This window comes from Tenacibaculum sp. 190524A02b, from assembly GCF_964036645.1.
Taxonomy (GTDB): domain Bacteria; phylum Bacteroidota; class Bacteroidia; order Flavobacteriales; family Flavobacteriaceae; genus Polaribacter; species Polaribacter vairaonense.
Genome location: NZ_OZ038525.1, coordinates 3,852,129 through 3,875,563, shown reverse-complemented (window position 1 = coordinate 3,875,563; position 23,435 = coordinate 3,852,129). Strand labels below are relative to the sequence as shown.

Sequence of the window (23,435 nt, the reverse complement as noted above, 5' to 3'; positions counted from 1 at the left end):
TATATTTTAGGCTTACATTTTATATCAATTCAATTGTTTAAAAAGCTTTTTTGTTAAACAACAATAATAACGCATAAAAAAAGAAGTAATCCCCCTCAGAATTACTTCTTTTCTAAACTAACTAAACAATCTAACTAACTATACTTTATCTAAAATGAAATTTTAATTCTTAATTACATTGTAAAGATAATTTATAACCTAATTAAACATTTCTGATCTTAGTTGTAATGCTTATATCTATAGATAATTGGTAGCAAAAAATAGTTTAAATACCAACATCTACTTTTTTATTAAATTATATGCAGAACACTATTATAGTAGCTTCTTCTTATCTACTAATCATTCTCTTTTACAGTTGTTTATACAAATCCATATTTATCGTTGTTTTATAGCCTTATAAAGGCTATTCAACTACAGATACTCTCCCTTAATCGTTATTGTCAATTACCATTTATAAACCTATAGTATCTTGCATACAGAAAACAGAGATTCCCTTAAGTAACACATAGATAACAGCCGCGTATTTTCCCTTTGAAAACAAACCACATCCATTACACGATGTGGTTTTGTTTTTTAATTCATTTTTATAATCATCTACTTTGTACACGAAAATTTCTATCAAAAAAACGTGTACAAGTTTAGTTCATGCTCTTAAAAATTTTCTGAATTAATGACTCAAAATAATTGAGCATAAAAAAAGAAGTAATCCCCCCGGAAATACTTCTTTTTTTTACTAATCTAAACAATCTAACTAACTATACTTTATCTAAAATGAAATTTTAATTCTTAATTACATTGTAAAGATAATTTATAACCTAATTCAGTATTCTCATTCTTAGTTATAATGCTTGTATCTATAGATGATTGGTAGTAAAAAATAGTTTAAATACCAATATGTGTTTTTTAATTAAATTATATATAGAACACTATTTAGGAGCTTCCTTCTTATCTACTAATTATTCCCTTTTACAGTTGTTCATATAAATCCATATTCATCGTTGTTTTACAGCCTTATGAAGGCTATTCAACTAAACATACTTTCCTTTAATCGTTATTATCAATTACCATTTATAAACCTATAGTATCTTGCATACAGAAAACAGAAATTCCCTTAAGTAACACATAGATAACAGCCGCGTATTTTCCCTTTGAAAACAAACCACATCCATTACACGATGTGGTTTTGTTTTTTAATTCATTTTTATAATCATCTACTTTGTACACAAAAAATTTCTATCAAAAAAAACGTGTACACCTACTGTACACGAAAAGTTTCCGCCAAAAAAAACGTGTACAAGTGTTAGTTTATACTAATACAAGCTCTTAAAATTTTCTGAATTAATGACTCAAAATAATTAAGCATAAAAAAAGAAGTAATCCCCCCGGAAATACTTCTTTTTTAAACTAATCTAAACAATCTAACTAACTATACTTTATCTAAAATGAAATTTTAATTCTTAATTACATTGTAAAGATAATTTATAAGTTAGTTACGTAATCTTACTCTTAGTTGGAATACTTATATGTGTAGATGATTGGTAGTAAAGGATCGTTTTGAATAATGATATTATTTTTAATAATAAACTATCATTCTTTCTTTTTTCTTTTCTTTTTTCTCTTTTTGGTAGGTTTACAACTATAACAAAAATCAGAGAGTTCATTTATCTCTTTCAAAACTTTTTTATGTTCTTGTTTTAATAACTCTTCGTCTTTCCCTGCTTCTGTTGCTTTTATTACTCGTGCATTTTCAGCATTCATTTGATTTTGCAACTCGTTATATATAGGCTGAAAAAAACTTGCTCCTGAAAAGGCTTTTTTCTTTTCATAGAGTTCTTTTCTAAATCTTCTTGCGTACAACTCCATTGCATCAAATTCATACTGCCCTAATTTAACTAATCGGTTTGCAATTATAGAGTCCGGAGCTACAATAACCGCTGCATTCTTATTTAAAATTGTCTTTACCTTTTTATTAAAGTTTTTTGTAAACATAAATGCATATGAACTCATTTGAAAGCTAAAATCAATTTGAGCTCCTGAACTTATTGAATAGGTATTTAAACGATCATTTATTTCAGTTTGTGGTGAATTAAAATCATTTAAACTTAATTGATAATCAGATGACCAATTTATTATGGTTTGACTATAGCAAAGGTTTAATACAAAGAGTGTGATTATTGTAAAGGTAATTTTCATAAGCTTTTTATATAAACACAATTAATGAATAATTTTTATTGTAATTAGCTGCAAATATACATTTTAATAATAGCTATATGATTTCTAGATTTTGATTTCGCCGGTCCTCAATCTGACATATAGAGTATCTATTATTTTTTAGCATAAAAAAGGGATATCCAACCTATGAATATCCCTTTATATATTAAAGTGATTTACTTATACCTGAGCTTTTAGTTTTTTTGCTTTTTTAAATTTCTTTTTTAAGAACAAAATAATATCACGCGCATTGGCATTATCTTTTATTTCTCCTTTCAAGAAAAACTTAGCGATTTCTAATTGATCATCATTGGGATTTTGTGCAATGTGTTTGCAAACAATATCTAACTGTGTTTCATGTACAAAATTCCATGTAATAGAAATACTATCAGTTTCACAGGTTACATCATGAAACCATCCTGAAGGGAAAAAAACGATTTCTCCTGGAGATAATGTATCTTCATAATCATGTGTGATGTTTTTATAATCAGGGAATTTATCATGATCAGGATTTTTAACATCAACAAATGCTCCGTCTTTCATTACACTTGCCTCTTTACTTGGGGCAAACAAGTATATTTTCTTTTCTCCATAAAATTGACATAAAACGGCATTACTAGTAAATGGATCTTTATGAAGTCTTGTTCTTGAGCCTTTCCCTGAAATGAATAATCCTTTATATGGATAATGAAAATCAGTAATAACTCTTTCTTCTGCCTCTTTATTACTAGGAATTACCAAAGAGGTATTGGGTATAAAGTATGGATGGCTCCAAGCATTTTTTAAAGCATCAAAAACTTGATCTGACCAATAATATTCTACTTCTTTTAATTTTGTGTACCATCTCATATATTGATCAGACAAACCATCTTCTTCATTTCTGAAGAAATTAGCATCTATATATTCTTTTAAAGACTGAATATTTTGCAAATTGAATAAGTCATCATATACCTGTACTTTTTCTTCTCCAAATGCTTCTTTAAAATATTCAGGTGTAAACTTACTCATATCCCAGTTTTCCATTGCATCTGTTACAATAACTGGTTTATTACCTACTATATATTCTTGAATAAATTCTTCTTGTGTTATGTTATTAATTCTTGGTATTTTCATGTGTTTACTTTTTAATGATCACATATAACCTACATGTTTCAAATAATTATTTTCACATGTAGGTTTCATTTGGTTATTTTTTTATTCGTTCAAATTTAATTAAGAGATAGCTTCTTGTCTATTCATGATACATTCTGAGATTTTCTCAAGATGTTGTGGCTCTAAAATATCAATATGAGTTCCTGGTATAAGATGTATTGTTACTTCCTTATTTGTATAACGATTCCAATCATAATCATACGCATCATATTCAGTATTTGGTACAACCTCTTCCTTATTATCTTCAGAAGGCATATACATTGCTTTAAATAAAATAATTTTTGCGTCTAACTTCTCTTCATCTCTAATAAAATATTGATAGTTTTCATTAGTAAAGGCAACCTCAAAGAACCCTTTTATTTCTGCTTCTATGGCTTCTGCTTCAATCTCTTTAGCCAATGAGTAAACTATATCTAATTGTTCTGCTTTTGTTTTTCCTTTTAGTTTAAATATTGACTTATTAAAATCTTCACCTAATAGGTCTTCCATTTGCTCTAACAAGAATTCTCTAAATAAAGCATCTTCATCTTCCATTTCTCTAGTATGCGTATCTAAAAGAGAACTATCAAACATAATCAATTCTTCTACTTCAAAACCTTTAGCTCTTAATTGTAATGCCATTTCATAAGCCACTACTCCACCAAAAGAATATCCACCTAATCTATATGGCCCTTTAGAATCAACTTTTTGTAATTCAGTAATAAAAGTTGATGCCATTGCTTCAATAGATTCTGCAATTGGTAACTTTCCATCAACTCCTGGACATTGGAAAGCATATACTGGTTGATCTTCTCCTAATTGTTTTACTAGGTCTATGTAACAATTATAAAATCCTCCTCCAGGAGGTGCTAAGAAGATTGGTTTTTGAGTTCCTTTATCTTGTAAGGCTGCAAGTATATTGGTATCAAAAGTTTGCTTCTTCGATGATCTATTTTCTAAGAAACCTGCAATGGTTGGGTATTCAAATACGTTAACTATATTTATATTAAAGTTGAATACTTCATTGATGCGAGCTACTAGTTTTATTACTAACAAACTATGTCCGCCCAGCTCAAAGAAATCATCATGTACACCCACCTTTTCTACTCCTAATAATTCTTGCCAAATAGCTGCCAATTGTTCCTCTTCTTCATTCCTTGGCGCTACATATTCTGCACTAGATAATCCTGTAATATCAACTTCTGGCAATGCCTTCTTATCTAACTTTCCGTTGCTTGTTAATGGTAAACTTTCTAATGGTATCCATAAACTTGGAATCATATAATCTGGTAAACTAGCTTTTAATGCCAATTCTATGGCTTCTGTTTCTAATCCTTCTTCTGAAACAACATAACCTACTAATCGTTTATTACCTACTCCATCTTCTTTAGCTATTACACAGCTTCCTTGAATTCCTGACACTTCTGATAGCACATTTTCTATCTCTCCTAATTCAATACGATAACCGCGTATTTTTACCTGACTATCCTTTCTTCCTACAAACTCTATTACTCCTTCTGGTAACCAACGAACTAAATCTCCTGTTTGGTAAATCGTTTCTCCTGCTTTAAATGGGTTAGCGATAAAACGCTCTGCTGTTAGCTCTTCTCGATTTAAATAACCTTGTGAAACTCCACTTCCTGAGATATATAATTCCCCTATAGCGCCTATCGGAACTAATTCTTTACTTGAATTCAATACATAAAAACCTGTATTACTTAATGGTTTTCCAATTGGAATGGTTACTGCTTCTGATGCAATCTCGGATATTACTTGACAGGATGCATACGTAGTAGTTTCTGTTGGTCCATATACATGCAATATTTTATTTGGCCCTAAACCGGATAACATTTTACGAACCGGAGATACCGATACCTTTTCTCCTCCAAATAATAATAAGCGTAAACTTGATAATAAAGAGGCGTCATACTCTGATAATCCATTAAATAAAGCCGTTGTTATGAAGATAACACTTAACTCTTCTTTAGCTATAACCTCTGATAATGCAGATGCATCTGAGGCTACTGAACTAGGAATTAAATAAAGCGTTGCCCCATTTAATAAACTACCAAAAATCTCATAGGTACAACCATCAAATGCATAATTTGACCATTGCAATACTCGATCTGAACTATTGATAGCTATAGCACTGGATGGATTATTTATCAACGTAATGATATTCTCATCGTTGATACTTATTCCTTTAGGAACTCCTGTAGTTCCTGAAGTGTACATTACATAAGATACTGAGGTTAATGGTCGTTCTATATCTTTTTCTAAGACTTCATACCCTTTTGAGTCGTCTATATTCAATGATTCAATAGCTAATGAATCTGGAATAATTGATACTAAAGATGCTTCCTTATAAACTACATGTGTTATACTCGAATCTTCTATAATATGTGATATTCTATTGATAGGTAAAGATGGGTCTAATGGAACATAAGCGCATCCTAACTTAAGGATTCCTAACATACTTATAACCATATCAAAACTTCTATTGAATAGGATACCCACATGCATATTGGCTGCTATCCCTTTTGATGCTAAATAACAAGCTAGTTCATTAGAGCGTGCTTCTAATTCTTGATATGTTAATACAGATCCTTCAAAGGATAAAGCTACTGAATCTGGAGTTTTTGATACTTGATCTTGGAATAAATCAATTACAGATTTATCTTTTCTATACTCAAAAGTAGTCTCATTAAATACATTCAACAGTTGATTTTCTTCTTCCAATGGTAGCATAGATAAACTACCTATAGACTGACTAGCATCTCTTACAATATTACTTAACAATGTTTGATAATGAACTAACATCCTATCAATTGTTGATTGTTTGAATAATGATGTATTATACACTATTTCTAATGAATAGTTTTCATCCTCTTCAGAGATATTTAACGTTAAATCAAATTGTGAGGTTACAGCTCCAGAATCATAAGGAGCTATTACCACATTACCCATATCTACTTCTACATTTTCTTTTGATTCAACTTCTTTTGGCTCATCAGAGAAACTAGAGGTGTTTTCTAGTGAAAACATTACTTGAAATAATGGAGTTGTACTCATATCACGTGTAGTAACAACGCTATCTACCACTCTTTCAAAAGGCGCCAACTGATTATCATAACTCTTTAATGTTGTTTGTTTTATTTGAGTTAATAATTCTCTAAAACTTACATTGTCATTTACATCACTACGCAATGCTAAAGTGTTTACAAAGAATCCAATCATTCCTTCTAACTCTGATTGCGTACGATTAGCTATTGGTGTTCCTACACAAATATCTTCTTGACCACTGTAACGTGATAACAACACTTTAAAAGCAGATAATAAGAACATAAATGATGTTACTCCTTCTTTCTCACAGAATGGTCTTATTGAAGCACTTACCTTATCATCTAATTCTATAGTTATATTAGCTCCTTCTGTATTATGTACTGAAGAGCGAGCATAATCAGTAGGTAATTCTAAGGCACTTACTCCTGATAGTTTTTCTTTCCAATATGATAGTTGATTATCTAAAACTTCACCTTCTAAATATTTACGCTGCCATATAGCATAATCAGAATATTGTAAACTTAATACTGGAAGATCTACTTCTTTTCCTGATTCTAAAGAGCTATAAAACTCCATAAATTCATTAATCAAAATATTTTCAGACCAACCATCACTTGCTATATGATGAATAACAGCTGCTAATACATACTTTTCATTTCCTAAATCATACAAACAAGCTCTAAATTTATAATCAGTAGCTAAATCAAAAGGATTGGTTAAGTAAATTCCTAAATGCTCCTCTAATACGTCTTCTGATATTTCTTCTTGAACTAATGACCAAGCATCTGCCTCCATAACCTCCTGATAACCTGCTCCTCCTTCCGATAGAATATTAGTACGTAATACTTCATGGCGAGCAATAACCTTTTTGAAAGATTGTTCTAAAATTGTTGGATTCAAGCCTCCTTCTAAACGTATTACCAAAGGCATATGGTAAGCTACAGTACCTTGTAACTCATCTAGGAACCATAAACGTTCTTGACTAAATGATAATGGAATTCGTTCTGGGCGTTCTTCAACAGTTATAGCTGGAAGTAAAATTCCTGATGACAATGTAGCTACATACGCTGCTAAATCAGACATTACTGTGTACTCAAAAACATTAGCTATTTCAACTTCTTTCTTCAATATTTTACGAATCATTGAAACTAAACGAGTAGCCAACAAACTATGACCTCCTAATTCAAAGAAATCATCATGAATACCTACTTGCTCTATACCTAATAAGTCTTCCCAAATAGCAGCCATTTGTTTTTCATCTTCATTTCTAGGAGCAACATATTCTCTACTTGATAACTCTGAACTATCTGGCTCTGGCAAAGATTTTCTATCTATCTTCCCATTGGCTGTTAGTGGCATTTCATTCAACTCAACCCAAATCATTGGAACCATATAATCCGGTAAACTAGCCTTTAATGCTTCCTGAGTTCTCTCCTTATTAAAATTACCCTCAACAACGACATAACCTACTAAACGATTTGTTCCAATAGTATCTTGCTTAGCTAGTACACAACTGTTTTGAACTCCTTCTACAATTGATAAAGCATTTTCAATCTCTCCTAATTCTATACGATATCCTCGAATCTTTACCTGATCATCTGAACGTCCTACAAATTCTAATGTACCATCTGGCAACCATCTTCCTAAGTCTCCTGTCTTATATAATCTCCCTCCTTCTGAAGTAAATGGATTGGTAATAAACTTCTCCTTGGTTAATTCTTCTCGGTTTAAATAACCTCGTCCTACTCCTATTCCACTGGTCCATAATTCTCCTACAACTCCAATAGGACATAAATTATCAAACTTATCTACCACATAAACATCCATATTGGCTACTGGCTTTCCGATTGGAACTACAACTCCACTTGGAGACTCATTCATGATATGTAACGTGATATCATCTGCTGCCTCTGCTGGTCCATAAGCATTTACCACAGGTACGGATGGATATAATGAGAACCATTTATCTAATAATGATTTTGTAGCTGCTTCTCCAGTTACTAAGAAATATGCTAGATTGGATAAACCTGCTACTTCTTCTCCGCTTTCTAATAAACTTGCTACATAAGAGGGCACTAATTGTAAATGACTTATATTATTTTCTGATAATGAACTTTGGAAACCTTCTAAATCTAAAATCTCGTCTTCACTGTATATGGCTATACGACCTCCGCATAATAATCCGCTTAACAATTGCCATACGGAAATATCAAAGGTAAATGGAGCCGTAAAGGCAACTACGCTTTCATTAGTCATTTTCAACTCATCAATCATGATCAACAAGTGATTCAATAAACCTGCATGTTCAATCATGGCTCCTTTTGGTAATCCTGTACTTCCAGAAGTATAAATTACATACGCTAAATTATTAGGACTGTACGATAACTCTAATCCTTCTGATGGATATTCCGACTCTAAAACATCATCATCATCTAATGCTATTAGATTAATTGTATCTTCTTCAAATAATGACTCTAACACAAATTCATTTAAAGAATCTGTAACTACTATAGTACAGTTTGTATCTTCAATAATATAAGTGATACGATCCATTGGGAAATCTGGCTTAATAGGTACATAAGCACCACCAGATTTCAAAATAGCTACAATACCAATTAACATATCTAATCCTCTCTCTAAACAAATCCCAACCAAATCATCAGGTTGTACACCTTGCTCAACTAAATAATGTGCTAATTGATTTGAACGTTCATCTAATTCTTGATAAGTTAACTCCTCACCTTCAAATACAGCTGCAACAGCATCTGGTGATTTTTGTACCTGATCGGTAAATAAGTCTACTATTGTTTTATCTAAAGGATAATCAACCGTTGTATCATTGAAAACATTTAATAACTCTGTTTCCTCTTGCTGAGTAAGCATTGATAAATTATTAATAGGCTCCTCAATATTAACAATAATACTTCTTAACAGCTCCTGATAATGCGCTAACATTCTCTCAATAGTAGCTTCTTTAAATAAATCTGTACAATACACTATATTCAAAGAAATATTTGATTCGTCTTCGTTTACATTAAACATTAAATCAAATTGTGCTGTTGTTTCAGAATATTCATATGGTGCTATAAAGATATCCTCTAAACCTTTATTTTCAACTTCTTCTCCTTCAGTTTTTTCAGTATCATTATTATAATCAAACATCACTTGAAATAATGGAGTCATACTCACATCACGAGCAGTCACTACTCTATCCACTACTTTTTCAAAAGGAGTTAATTGATTATCATATCCTGCTAAGGTTGTTTCTTTTACTCTTTTTAATAAATCTCTAAAGCTTATATTCCCACTTAAATCACTACGCAGAGCTAATGTATTTGCAAAGAACCCAATTATTCCCTCTAACTCATATTGTGTACGGTTTGCTATAGGCGTACCCACACATATATCATCTTGTCCGCTATAGCGTGCTAACAATACTTTAAAAGATGATAGCAAAAACATAAATGATGTAACACCTTCTTGCTGATATAGTTCTTTTAATGATTTGCTTAGTTCTTCATCTAATTCTAATGATAAGTTAGCTCCTGCCATACTCTGTACAGATGGACGTATATAATCTGTAGGCAGTGCCAACGTACTTACACCTGTAAGCTTATTTTCCCAGTATGACAATTGTGCTTCTAATACTTGTCCATCTAAATATTTACGTTCCCAAATAGCATAATCTGCATATTGTAGATCCAGCTCTGTAAGAGCAACTTCTCTTTCTGATTTTAAAGCATCGTATAACTCTACAAATTCATTGGTTAAAATTTCTTCTGACCAACCATCACTAGCAATATGATGGAAAATACAAGCTAACACATATTTATTATCTCCTAAATCATATAAACAAGCTCTTAACTTATAATCACTTGATAAATTAAACGGAGTAGTTAGATTGGTATGAATCTTTGACTCTAAAGCACTTCCTTCAGTAGTAACTTCTCTATCTAAAGCCCAGTTATCTGCACTAACAACTTCTTGATATCCTATTCCTTCTTCAGAATATAAATTAGTTCGTAATACTTCATGGCGGTTAACAATTGTTTTTAAAGCTAGTTCTAATACAGCTATATCGAGTTTTCCTTCTATACGAATTATTGTTGGAATGTGATAAGCTAAGGTGCCTTCAAATTGGTCTAAAAACCATAAACGCTCCTGGCTAAAAGATAATGGAATTTGCTTTGGGCGATCTTCTGCTACAATAGCTGGTAATGATACTCCTTTAGATAACGTTTTTACATACAAACTTAAATCTTCTATTGTAGTATATTCAAATACTTCTCTAATAGCAATTTCTTTCTCTAATTCTTTACGAATTAAAGAAACCATTCGAGTAGCTAATAAGGAATGTCCGCCTAGTTCAAAGAAATCATCATGTACACCAATTTTTTCTACTCCTAATAACTCTTGCCAAATAGCTACTAATTGTGCTTCAGTTTCGTTACGTGGAGCAACATATTCTTTAGTAGATAACATCGAGCTATCAGGTTCTGGTAATACTTTTCTATTTAATTTACCATTTACAGTTAATGGCATCTCCTCTAATTGAACCCATAAGGCAGGAACCATATAGTCAGGTAAACTCTCCTTTAACTCATCTTGTATAACATCTTTATTAAATTCACCTTCTACTACTACATAACCGACTAATCGTTTACTACCTATAGCATCTTCCTTGGCCAATACACAACATTGAGTTACTGAGTCTACAGAAGATAAAATATTTTCTATCTCACCCAATTCAATTCGATAACCACGAATCTTAACTTGGTTATCTATTCTTCCAATATATTCAATGGTACCATCTGGTAACCATCTTGCCAAATCGCCTGTCCTATATAAACGACCACCTTCTTTTAATGGGCTGGCTACAAATCTTTCTGAGGTCAATGCTGCTTTATTATGATAACCTCTTGCTACCTGAACTCCGCCAATACATAACTCACCTGCCACACCTACTGGAACCAAGTTCATAGCTTCATTTAATATATGTAGACTTGTATTGGCCACAGGGCGCCCTATTAATACTTTTGATATTGGTTCATCTAAAGGAACCGCCCAGTAACTAACATCTATGGCTGCCTCTGTTGGTCCGTATAAATTATGTAACTCAACATTAGGTAATTTTTCTTTAAATAGGTTTACATGATCTACTTGTAAGGCTTCTCCACTACAAATAACTCTACGTAAACTACTACAATCTCCTGTAGCTATCTCTTCTAAGAAAACACGTAACATTGATGGTACAAAGTGAATTGTAGTAACTGTCTCTGCTTCTATTATTTCTTTTAAGTAACGTGCATCTTTATGTCCTTCTGGTTTTGCAAAAACTAATCGTGATCCACAAATTGAACTCCATAATAACTCCCATACCGAAACATCAAAACTAAAAGTAGTTTTTTGTAAAATCGTATCATCTGATTTTAGCTGATACTCTGACTGTGTCCATAACAGGCGGTTTACAATACCATTATGCTGGTTCATTACTCCTTTTGGATTACCTGTACTTCCTGAAGTATAAATTACATAAGCTAAGTTTTCTGAGGTGATAACATTACTTAGAACCTCAGATGAATAACTAGCAACCGTACTCCATTCTCTATCTAATGAAATAGCAATAATTCCTTCTCTATTTCCTAATACTTCTTGACTAACCTTATCAACTGTCAATACAATGCTCATATTGGCATCACTCAACATATAGTCTATACGATCTTGTGGATATTCAGGGTCAATTGGAACATAAGCTCCGCCTGATTTCAAAATTCCTAAAATACCTATCAACATCTCTAAACTTCGTTCTAAACAAATACCTACTAATGCATCTGGTTTTACTCCTTTAGCTCGTAAATAATGTCCTAATTGGTTTGAACGCTCATCTAACTCTTGGTAAGTTAAACTTTCATTTTCATAAACTACCGCTATTGATCCTGGTGTTTTAGCTACTTGCTCTGTAAATAAATCTACCAATGTTTTTTCTAGTGGATAATCTACAGTATTTGTATTAAAGCTTTCTAATAATTTAACTTCCTCATTTTGTGTTAGCATTGATAACTTGTATATAGTTTTATCAATATCCTTTATAATATTAACTAACAATTCTTGATAATGAGAAAGCATACGTTCTATAGTACTTCTATTAAATAATGTAGTACTATATATCATTTCTAATAGATAATCTTGATTTTCTTCCGAGATATTAAAGGTAATATCAAACTGAGAGTTAACAATATCAGATTCATATTGTGAAACTAAAAGTTCTTTTGTTTCTTCTACATCTTCGGAAGTTCCTTCCTCATTCTGTAATGTAAACATTACTTGGAATAAAGGTGTCATACTCATATCACGAGTAGTAACTACTCTATCTACAACTTTCTCAAATGGTGCTAATTGATTATCATATCCTTCTAAAGTTGTTTCTTTTACTCTTAACAACAACTCTTTAAAAGTTGGATTGTCACTTAAATCACTTCGTAATGCCAACGTGTTTACAAAGAACCCAATGATATCTTCTAATTCAGATTGCGTACGGTTTGCGATAGGTGTTCCAACACAAATATCCTCTTGACCACTATAATGACTTAACAGTACTTTAAATGCTGTCAATAAGAACATAAATGGCGTTACTCCTTCGCGTTCACATAATGGTTTTATTAAAGCACTTAGCTCTTTATTTAACCTTAAACTGACACTAGAACCTTCTGTACTTTGAGTTAATGGGCGGTTATAATCTGTAGGTAAAGCTAAAACACTTGTCCCTCTTAATTTTTGTTCCCAGTATGATAGTTGATTTTCTAAAACTTCTCCTTCAAAATATTTACGTTGCCATATTGCATAATCTGCATATTGTATATTTAACTCAGGAAGCGGAATTTCAATTTTGGAATCTAAAGCACTATAAATAGTTGTAAATTCATTAATTAAAATATCTTCTGACCAACCATCATTAGCTATATGGTGCAATACGCATGCTAGAATATATTTATTATTTCCTAAATCATATAGGCAAGCTCTTAGCTTATAATCGTTTGATAAATCAAAAGGAACTGCTATAAATTCTTTTATACTTTCCTCTATTGATTCTTCTTCTATTGTTTCCTGAGCCAAAGACCAATTATCAACAGACATTACTTCCTGATAACCATATCCTTCTTCTGATAGAATATTAGTGCGTAATACTTCATGGCGAGCAATAACCTTTTTGAAAGATTGTTCTAAAATTGTTGCATCTATTACTCCTTCCAAACGTAATACTATAGGCATGTGATACGCTAAAGTACCTTGTAATTGATCTAAAAACCATAAACGTTCTTGACTAAATGACAATGGAATACGCAAAGGTCTTTCTGATGCTACTATTGTTGGTAACATTGCTCCCTTAGGTTGCGCAGATATATGAGCTCCTAATGAAGAAATGGTAGTATATTGAAAAACATCTCTGATAGAAATTTCTACTTTCAATATTGTACGAATCATCGAAACTAAACGAGTAGCCAACAAACTATGACCTCCTAACTCAAAGAAATCATCATATACTCCTACTTTATTTACTCCTAATAAAGTTTCCCATATTTTCACCAATTTTTCTTCAACGTCATTGCTAGGTGCTACATATTCTCTACTTGACAACTCTGATAGATCTGGTTCTGGTAAAGATTTTCGGTCTATCTTACCATTGGCTGTTAATGGCATTTCATCCAACTCAACCCATATAGATGGAACCATGTAATCTGGTAAGCTAGTCTTTAATGTCTCTTGAATATTCGCTTTACTAAACCCATCTTCTAAAACTATATAACCTACTAAACGGTTTGTACCAATGGTATCTTGCTTAGCTAGTACACAACTGTTTTGAACTCCTTCTACAATTGATAAAGCATTTTCAATCTCTCCTAATTCTATACGATATCCTCGAATCTTTACCTGATCATCTGAGCGTCCTACAAATTCTAATGTACCATCTGGTAACCATCTTCCTAAATCACCTGTCTTATACAATCTCCCTCCTTCAGAAATAAATGGATTGGTAATAAACTTCTCCTTGGTTAATTCTTCTCGGTTTAAATAACCTCGTCCTACTCCTATTCCACTTGTCCATAATTCTCCTACAACTCCAATAGGACATAAGTTATCAAACTTATCTACCACATAAACATCCATATTGGCTACTGGCTTTCCGATTGGAACTACAACTCCGCTTGGAGACTCATTCATGATATGTAACGTGATATCATCTGCCGCCTCGGCTGGTCCATAAGCATTTACCACAGGTACGGATGGATATAATGAGAACCATTTATCTAATAATGATTTTGTAGCTGCTTCTCCAGTTACTAAGAAATATGCTAGATTGGATAAACCTACTACTTCTTCTCCGCTTTCTAATAAACTTGCTACATAAGATGGTACTAATTGTAAATGACTTATATTATTTTCTGATAATGAGCTTTGGAAAGCTTCTAAATCTAAAATCTCGTCTTCACTGTATATGGCTATACGACCTCCGCATAATAATCCGCTTAACAATTGCCATACGGAAATATCAAAGGTAAATGGGGCTGTAAAGGCAACTACGCTTTCATTAGTCATTTTCAACTCATCAATCATGATCAATGAGTGATTTAATAATCCTGCATGTTCAATCATAGCTCCTTTTGGTAATCCTGTACTTCCGGAAGTATAAATTACATACGCTAAATCAGTAGCTTTGTGTGACAACTCTAATGCTGTAACTGGATACGCTGAATTTGATACTGCTTCTTCTAAGACAACTAAGTTAACCGTACCTGTTAAAGAAGATAAAACTTCTTTACTTGTGGTGTTTGTTACTAATAAAGAACAGCCTGTATCCTCTAAAAGATAAGCAATACGATCCTTTGGAAAATCTGGTTTGATAGGTACATAAGCTCCTCCTGATTTTAATATTGCTAAAACACCAATGAGCATATCCAATCCTCGATCTATACAAATTCCTACAAGATCATCTGCTTGTACTCCTTGCTCTACTAAATAATGAGCCAACTGGTTAGAACGCTCATCTAATTCTTTATAGGTTAACTCTTCTCCTTTAAAAGTTGCGGCAACTGCTTTTGGTGATTTTTGAACTTGAGCTACAAATAAATCAACCACTGTTTTATCTAGTGGATAATCAACCTTATTCTCATTGAAAACTTCTAATAATTCTGTTTCTTCTTCCTGAGTAAGCATTGATAAATTTCCTATTGATTTTTCAGTATCTTTTACAATACTCAACAACAACTCTTTATAATGCTTTAGCATTCGTACAATAGTGTCCTCTTTAAATAAAGCAGTACAATACCCTATATTAAGCAACATATTTTTCTCCTCTTCAAAGACACTCAACGTTAAATCAAATTGAGCAGTAGTTTCAGGGTTTTCATACTGAGAAATTGAAAGCTCCTCTTCTTCATTTGCCTTTACTTGCTCTTCACCTGATTCCTCTTCATTATTCTGATAATCAAACATTACTTGGAATAACGGTGTCATACTCATATCTCTATCAGTTACCACGCGATCCACTACCTTTTCAAAAGGTGCTAACTGGTGGTCATAAGCTCCTAAGGTGGTTTCCTTTACTCTTGCTAATACTTCTTTAAAACTTGGATTATCGCTTAAATCACTACGAAGTGCCAAAGTATTTACAAAGAACCCTATCATTCCCTCTAACTCAAACTGTGTTCTATTTGCAATAGGTGTACCTACACAAATATCATTTTGCTCACTATAACGTGATAACATCAATTTGAAAGCGGATAACATGAACATAAATGGCGTTACTGCTTCTTGTTTGCATAGGGAGTTTATAGTTGTTGTTAACTCTTCGCCTAATTCTAAAACTAAGTTTTTTCCTTCATTGTTTTGTATAGCGGGACGAGCATAGTCTAATGGTAGCGACAATGTACTAACTCCTGTTAGTTTTTCTTCCCAATAAGACAGCTGGTTTTCTAAAACTTCTCCATCAAAATATTTTCGTTGCCAAATAGCATAATCTACATATTGTAAACTTAACTCTGGAAGTATTGCTTCTTTACCTTCCTGTAAAGCGCTATATACTTCCATAAATTCATTCATTAAAATTCCTCCCGAAACACCATCACTTGAAATATGATGTAACACACAAGCCAATACATATTTGTTCTCTCCTAAATCATATAAGCAAGAACGTAACATGTAGTCTTTAGATAAATTAAATGGTGTGCTAATAAAACTACCTATCTCTTTTTCTAAATCTGCTTCTTCAGAAGTAACAACTTTCTGCAATGACCATTCATGAGATGGGATTGTTTTTTGATATCCTACTCCTTCTTGCTCATAAATAACGGTACGTAGTATTTGGTGTCGATCTATAATTGTACGTAACGATTCTTCAACAGCTTTTATATCTAGATTTCCATGTAGGCGTAGTACAATTGGAATATGATATTCTATACTATTTCCTTGTAATTGATCTAAGAACCATAAACGTTCTTGGCTAAATGATAATGGTAAATTTCCTTCTTTATCTTGTATAATTACAACTGGTAAAGTTGTTCCTCTTGAGCAAGTTAGTAAATGTAACCCTAAACTAGCAATAGTGGTATACTCAAAAATATCTCGGATAGCAACCTCAATTTCTAACTCTTTACGAATCATTGAAACCAATCTTGTTGCTAACAAACTATGCCCTCCTAACTCAAAGAAATTATCATATACTCCTATACGTTCAATTCCTAATAACTCTTGCCAAATAACAACCAATTGTTCTTCAGTTTGATTTCTTGGTGCTATATATTCTCTAGTTGAGAAATCAATTCCTTCAGGTGCTGGCAATAGCTTTCTTGCTATCTTCCCATTACTTGTAATTGGCATTTCCTCCAATTCTACCCATAAGGTAGGGATCATATATTCTGGAATGTGTAATTTAAGTGCTTCTTGTAATTTTTCTTTATCAAAAACTTCTTCTGAAACTACATAACCTACTAAACGTTTATTAGCTCCTTCTCCTTTAGCTAATACACAAGATTGATGCACCGATGTCAATGAAGCTAAAGCACTTTCTACTTCTCCCAATTCTATACGATATCCACGTATTTTAACCTGATTATCTTTTCTACCTATAAACTCCAAATTTCCATCAGGCAACCATTTAGCTAAATCTCCAGTTTTATATACTTTTTCTCCTTCTTTAAAAGGACTATCGATAAACTTTTCTTTAGTTAGGTTTTCCTTATTTAAATACCCTCTAGCAACTCCAATTCCTCCAACACATAACTCACCCACAACGCCTAGTGGTAATAGGTTATTGGCTTCACTTAAAATGCAAATCTGTGTATTATCAATAGGTTTTCCTATAGGTACTATGTCTTTTATTTCCCCATTAAAAGTTGTTGCACATATACTTGTTTCTGTTGGACCGTAAGCATTTACATACTTATATTCAGCTGAAAAATCCTTTGCTACTCCTAATGGAATGGCTTCACCTGCTGTAACTAATGTTTGTAAGCCTACTAAATCTTCAACTTCTAATAATTGTAAAAAAGCAGGTGGTAAAGTAGCAAACGTAATATTGTTTTGTTGAACAAACTCTTTGAAAAATGCTATATCTGACTTTCTATTTTCTTCAATAATGCATAAGCTAGATCCGCTTAAAAGTGCTATTCCTATCTCCCAAATAGAGGCATCAAATGATGGACTTGCAAACTGTAAACAGTTATCTTTAGAATCAATAGAAAAAGCCTCTATTTGAGACAAAATTGTATTAATGATACTACGATGCTCAATCATTACCCCTTTGGGTTTCCCTGTACTTCCTGAAGTATAAATTATATACGCTAAATCACTTGATTTCACCTCAACATCAAGTGTATCAACAGAGTATCTTGAATTATTTTCTTTAAATGAATTTATGACTACTTCATCTATGACAAAAATACTTCCACTATCTTTAATAATGTATTCTTTTCTTTCCTCTGGATACGCTAAATCAATCGGCACATAAGTTCCTCCTGTTTTTAAAACTGCTAATAATGATATTATTAACCACTCGTTTCGTTCTAAGGTTACTCCTATTGGATTCTCACTATTAATCTTATAATTGGTTATTAAATAATGAGCTAATTGATTAGAAAGTTCATCTAATTTTTTATAGGTAAGTTTCTCTTTATTATAAATTAAAGCTATTGCTTCTGGAGTGGCTTTAACTTGGTTTTTAAATAAATCTATTAATGTTTTATCTTGCGGATAAGCAACAGTGTTATTATTGAAAACCTCTAATAATTGAGCTTCTTCTTCTTGAGTTAATATAGATAGGCTATCAACAGTAATTCCTTTGTTTAATCCTTCTAAAAGTTGCGTTAATATCACTTCCATATAAGAAAGTATACGCTCTGGATTAATACTAGGATCCATTTGTGCAGTCATTCCAAAATCCTCACCCAAGTCATCTATAGATAATGAAAATGGATAATTTGTACGCTCATGATTCCCTATAAGTTCTACACCTGGGTCAATTGAAGTATTTTCTTCTAGCTCATTTTCTTCGGTTTCAGAAGAAACAAAAGAGTGACGATAATTTAATAATGAACTAAATAATGATACTTCATTTGAAATACCTGATAATCCATGAACTCTTGATAATGGTGTTTGTTCATACGGTAATAACTCCCCTAATCTTAATTTTACTTGATGTAAATATTCTACAACAGTTCCTTCTATATTGAATACTAAAGGTAATGTATTTATGAATAATCCTAATGAATCTGCTGCTCCTAATGCACCTTGCAATCTTCCAGAGAATAAAGACCCAAACAGTGCTTGTTTCCTGTTACTACTCATCCCCACTACAATTCCATACGCTGCATGGAATAAAACTGCAGGAGTCATTCCCAAGTCAGTACAAACACTTCGTATTTCTTTACTTAATTTTTCTGGCAACATAATACTTGCTTCTATAATTTCAGTACCATTACCTCGAATGTCAGATAAATTAAACGGATACGTTGGCTCTTCAATATCTCCTAATAATTCCGTAAAATAAGTTTCACTATCATTAGTTGATTGTTGGTGTAACGTATGACCTATAAAATCTCTGTATAAAACAGGATCTGGAAGTGTATTTTTCTCACCTAATAAATAGGTAGTTATTTCTTCCATTATTTTCTCCAAACCAACATGATCCATTATTAAGTGATGATTGTTAATTAATAAATAATAACTATCATTATCTGGATCATCAGAGTACTTTAATTCCAATAAAGGAGCTTTTGAAACATCCATCCACTGTTTTCCTGATTCAACTATTTCTTGTAGTTGAGACGGTATATCTCTAGAGGAGTCTGTTTTTATTTCTTCTATTGACAATGGTGCTTCATGCAATACTACCTGAACTGCTTCAGGTAATCCTTCATTTAAAATACAGGTGCGTAAAACATCATGGCGGTTTACTACAAATTGTAAAGCTTCTATAAAATCAGCTCTTTTTTCTTTCTCTGTAAACAGTAATAAATTAGGTAATATATATGGATCTCCTTCATTTTTATCACTCATTAAATAATGAAAATAAATTCCTTCTTGTAATGGTGATAATGGATATATATCTTGAATATTTGAAATTCCACTTGGAATAGCATTTACAACCTTATCTATCTCTTCCTGAGAAAAGTTTAACAAAGGAACCATCTCTGGAGTAATACGATCTATTCCCTTAGTAATACCATTTGCTGGAACTTGATAAGCTGTACCTGCCGACAATAGTTTGTCACTAATAGCTGCAATAGTAGGTTTTACAAAAATATCCTTAACCTCAATATGGTAACCTTCTTTTTGAATACGAGCTATTAATTGAATAATTAATAAACTATGTCCTCCTAATTCAAAGAAATCATCATAAACTCCAACTCTTTCTACTCCTAATAGCTCTTGCCATATAGCCACTAATTTTTCTTCTACTTCTGTACGAGGTGCAACATATTCCTGCGTAGACAACATAGAAATATCTGGTTCTGGCAGTCCTTTTCTATCTAGCTTTCCATTACTTGTTAAAGGCATTGCTTTTAGTTCAACCCATAGCTTTGGAACCATATAATCTGGTAAACTTGTAGTTAATTCTTCCTCTATAAGTTCTTTATTAAAAACTCCTTCTGGAACTACATACCCTACTAAACGTTTATTACCATTAGTATCTTCTTTAGCTAACACACAACTTTGGCTTACTATAGCTAATCCTGATAAAGCTTCCTCTATTTCTCCTAATTCAATACGGTAACCTCTAATCTTTATCTGATTATCTTTTCTACCTATAAACTCAATAGTACCATTTGGTAACCATCTGGCTAAATCTCCTGTTTTATAGATTCTATCTCCTTCTTTAAATGGATTAGCAACAAACTTTTCTCTTGTTAATTCGCCATTATTTAAATATCCTCTTCCTACTCCATTTCCTCCAATACATAATTCACCTACTGCTCCAATAGGTAATAATTGATCTTCACTGTTTAAAATATAAACCTGTGTATTATGAATAGGTTTTCCAATAGGTGGTTTTAACATCGAAGTGTCACATGGTGCAACTTGACAACTTGTAGCTACTACAGTAGTTTCCGTAGGGCCGTAGTTATTATAAATTCTAAGATCTGTAGCCTTCGTTAATTTTAAAGTATCACCTCCAGTTAAAATGGTAATGTTAGGCAAAGAAATGTCTTCCTCTACAAAACGTTCACATAATAATGTTGGAATGTAAGCATGTGTTATAACATTCTCATTTAAGAAACTTGTAAATAAGTTCAGATCATAACGAATGTTATCTGAAACTGGATATAAACTTGCTCCTGTGAGTAAGTATGGATAAATTTCCCAAACACTTGCATCAAAACCAATACCTGCAAATAGAGTTCCTTTACTTGATGAGGTTACTGAATATTCTGATTGATGCCAGAAACATAAATGGACTAAATTTTTATGTTCAATAAGTACTCCTTTAGGTTTCCCTGTACTTCCTGAAGTATAAATTACATAGGCTACATCAGAAGGATCAATTGTAATTGCTGGTAAGTTTTCTGGGTACTCTGATTGTGTTTCTGCAAATTCCTTAATAAAATCAGTATCAATAAGAAGTTTGCTTTCACTATTACTAAAAATATATTCTTTTCGATCTTCTGGATAAGCTGGATCAATAGGAACATATGCTGCTCCTGTTTTTAAAATTGCTAAATATGAAACAATTAACCAATCACTTCGATCTAAAACTACTCCAACTAAATTTCCTTCCTTAAGATTATGATTTTCTACTAAATAGTGAGCTAATTGATTAGAACGGAAGTCTAAATCTTTATAACTTAACTCTTCACCTTCATATACAACTGCTGTAGCTTCTGGTGTATTTTTTACTTGTTCTAAAAATAAATCTACAACCGTTTTATTTTCTGGATAAACTACTGAAGTTTCATTGAAAGTTGTTACTAATTTTGTTTCCTCTTCTTTTTTTAGCATTGATAAGTTACCAATAGGCTGTGTAGCATCTTTTACAATACTTCTCAGTAACTCTTGATAATGACTTAATAATGTTTCAATAGTAGCTTTATTAAATAAAGCTGTGCTATATATCATTTCTAATGAGATACCTTGAGAATTTTCTGTCGCGTTTAATGTCATATCAAACATGGCACTAACCGTATCAAACTCATATTCAGAAATAGCAAGGTTTTCTGAAACATTCTCCGTTTCATTTGACTCTTCTACAGTATCATTTCCTCCAGTGTTTTGTAATGCAAACATTACCTGGAACAGAGGAGTCATACTCATATCACGAGTAGTTACTACTTTATCTACAATCTTTTCAAAAGGTACTAGTTGGTAGTCATATCCTTCTAAAGTAGTTTCCTTTACTTGTTGTAATACATCTGTAAATTTAGGGTTCCCACTTAAATCATCACGAAGTGCCAAAGTATTCACAAAGAACCCAATCATTCCTTCTAGTTCTGACTGTGTACGATTTGCAATAGGAGTTCCTACACAAATATCTTCTTGTCCGCTATAACGAGATAATAATACTTTAAAAGCAGATAATAACACCATGAAAAGTGTTACTCCTTCTTTCTCGCACAAAGCATTAAGCAATTGAGTTAATTCCTTATCTAACCCAAAAGAGACGTAATCTCCTGCTGTACTCTGTTCAGAAGGTCTAGGGTAATCTGTTGGTAAGGATAAATTATTTACATCTTTTAATTTTTCTTCCCAATATGAAAGTTGAAAGTTTAAAACTTCTCCTTCTAAATACTTACGTTGCCATACTGCATAATCCGAATATTGTAGGCTTAATTCAGGTAAGTTTGCTTCTTTACCAGCTTGCAATGCATCGTACATTACTGTAAACTCATTCATCAAAATATCTTCAGACCAACCATCACTCGCAATATGATGAAATACAGCTGCTAAAACATATTTTTCACTTCCTAAATCATACAAACAAGCTCTTAATTTATAATCAGTAGATAAGTCAAAAGGAGTAGTTAAATACATACTCAAATGTTCTTCTAACATATCTTCTGATACCTTTTCCTTAGCTAATGTCCATTTTTCCGAACTTATAATTTCTTGATAACCAACACCTCCTTCTGATAAAATATTAGTACGTAATATTTCATGACGTGAAACAACACTTCTAAAAGCTTGTTCTAAAATTTCTACTTCTAATTCACCTTCAAAGCGAAGTACAAAAGGCATATGATATGCCTCTGTTCCTTGTAGTTGGTCCACAAACCATAAACGTTCCTGGCCAAAAGATAATGGAATCTTAGTAATTGTTTCTCTATCATAAGGAGTTACCTTTTTTAAGGCACTTGTTTTATTTTTAGATCTAAGATTCTCAATATATTTAATTATATGTGGTTTATATTCTTTTATTTTTTGAAGTAACTCAGAATTAATAGGAGCCACAGACTTTACCGTTAAGGAATCTCCTTTAACGCCTATTTTTACACCTTGCTGTTTTGCTTCTTTTAGGATGTTTAAAATTTCTGTATTCATTA

At 32.2% G+C, this 23,435-nt stretch carries 3 protein-coding genes; all 3 read right to left on the bottom strand.

Annotation, left to right across the window (positions count from 1 at the left end):
* Positions 1–1,587 precede the first annotated feature (1,587 nt).
* The gene (locus ABNT65_RS15460) at positions 1,588–2,193 is read right to left on the bottom strand and encodes a hypothetical protein (RefSeq protein ID WP_348738769.1); all 606 of its coding nucleotides are present in this window, start codon (positions 2,191–2,193) and stop codon (positions 1,588–1,590) included.
* A 198-nt stretch (positions 2,194–2,391) separates the two neighbouring features.
* Entirely contained in the window at positions 2,392–3,324 is a 933-nt protein-coding gene (locus tag ABNT65_RS15455) for a cupin-like domain-containing protein (protein ID WP_348738771.1), read from the bottom strand.
* A 99-nt stretch (positions 3,325–3,423) separates the two neighbouring features.
* Positions 3,424–23,433, bottom strand: a complete 20,010-nt coding sequence (locus ABNT65_RS15450; protein ID WP_348746240.1) for a non-ribosomal peptide synthase/polyketide synthase — start codon at positions 23,431–23,433, stop codon at positions 3,424–3,426.
* Positions 23,434–23,435: the final 2 nt, after the last annotated feature.

What these genes read in the sequence shown, in the direction of transcription:
- ABNT65_RS15460 (WP_348738769.1), bottom strand. Translation starts at nt 2,193, where the DNA reads ATGAAAATTACCTTTACAATAATCACACTCTTTGTATTAAACCTTTGC.
- ABNT65_RS15455 (WP_348738771.1), bottom strand. Translation starts at nt 3,324, where the DNA reads ATGAAAATACCAAGAATTAATAACATAACACAAGAAGAATTTATTCAA.
- ABNT65_RS15450 (WP_348746240.1), bottom strand. Translation starts at nt 23,433, where the DNA reads ATGAATACAGAAATTTTAAACATCCTAAAAGAAGCAAAACAGCAAGGT.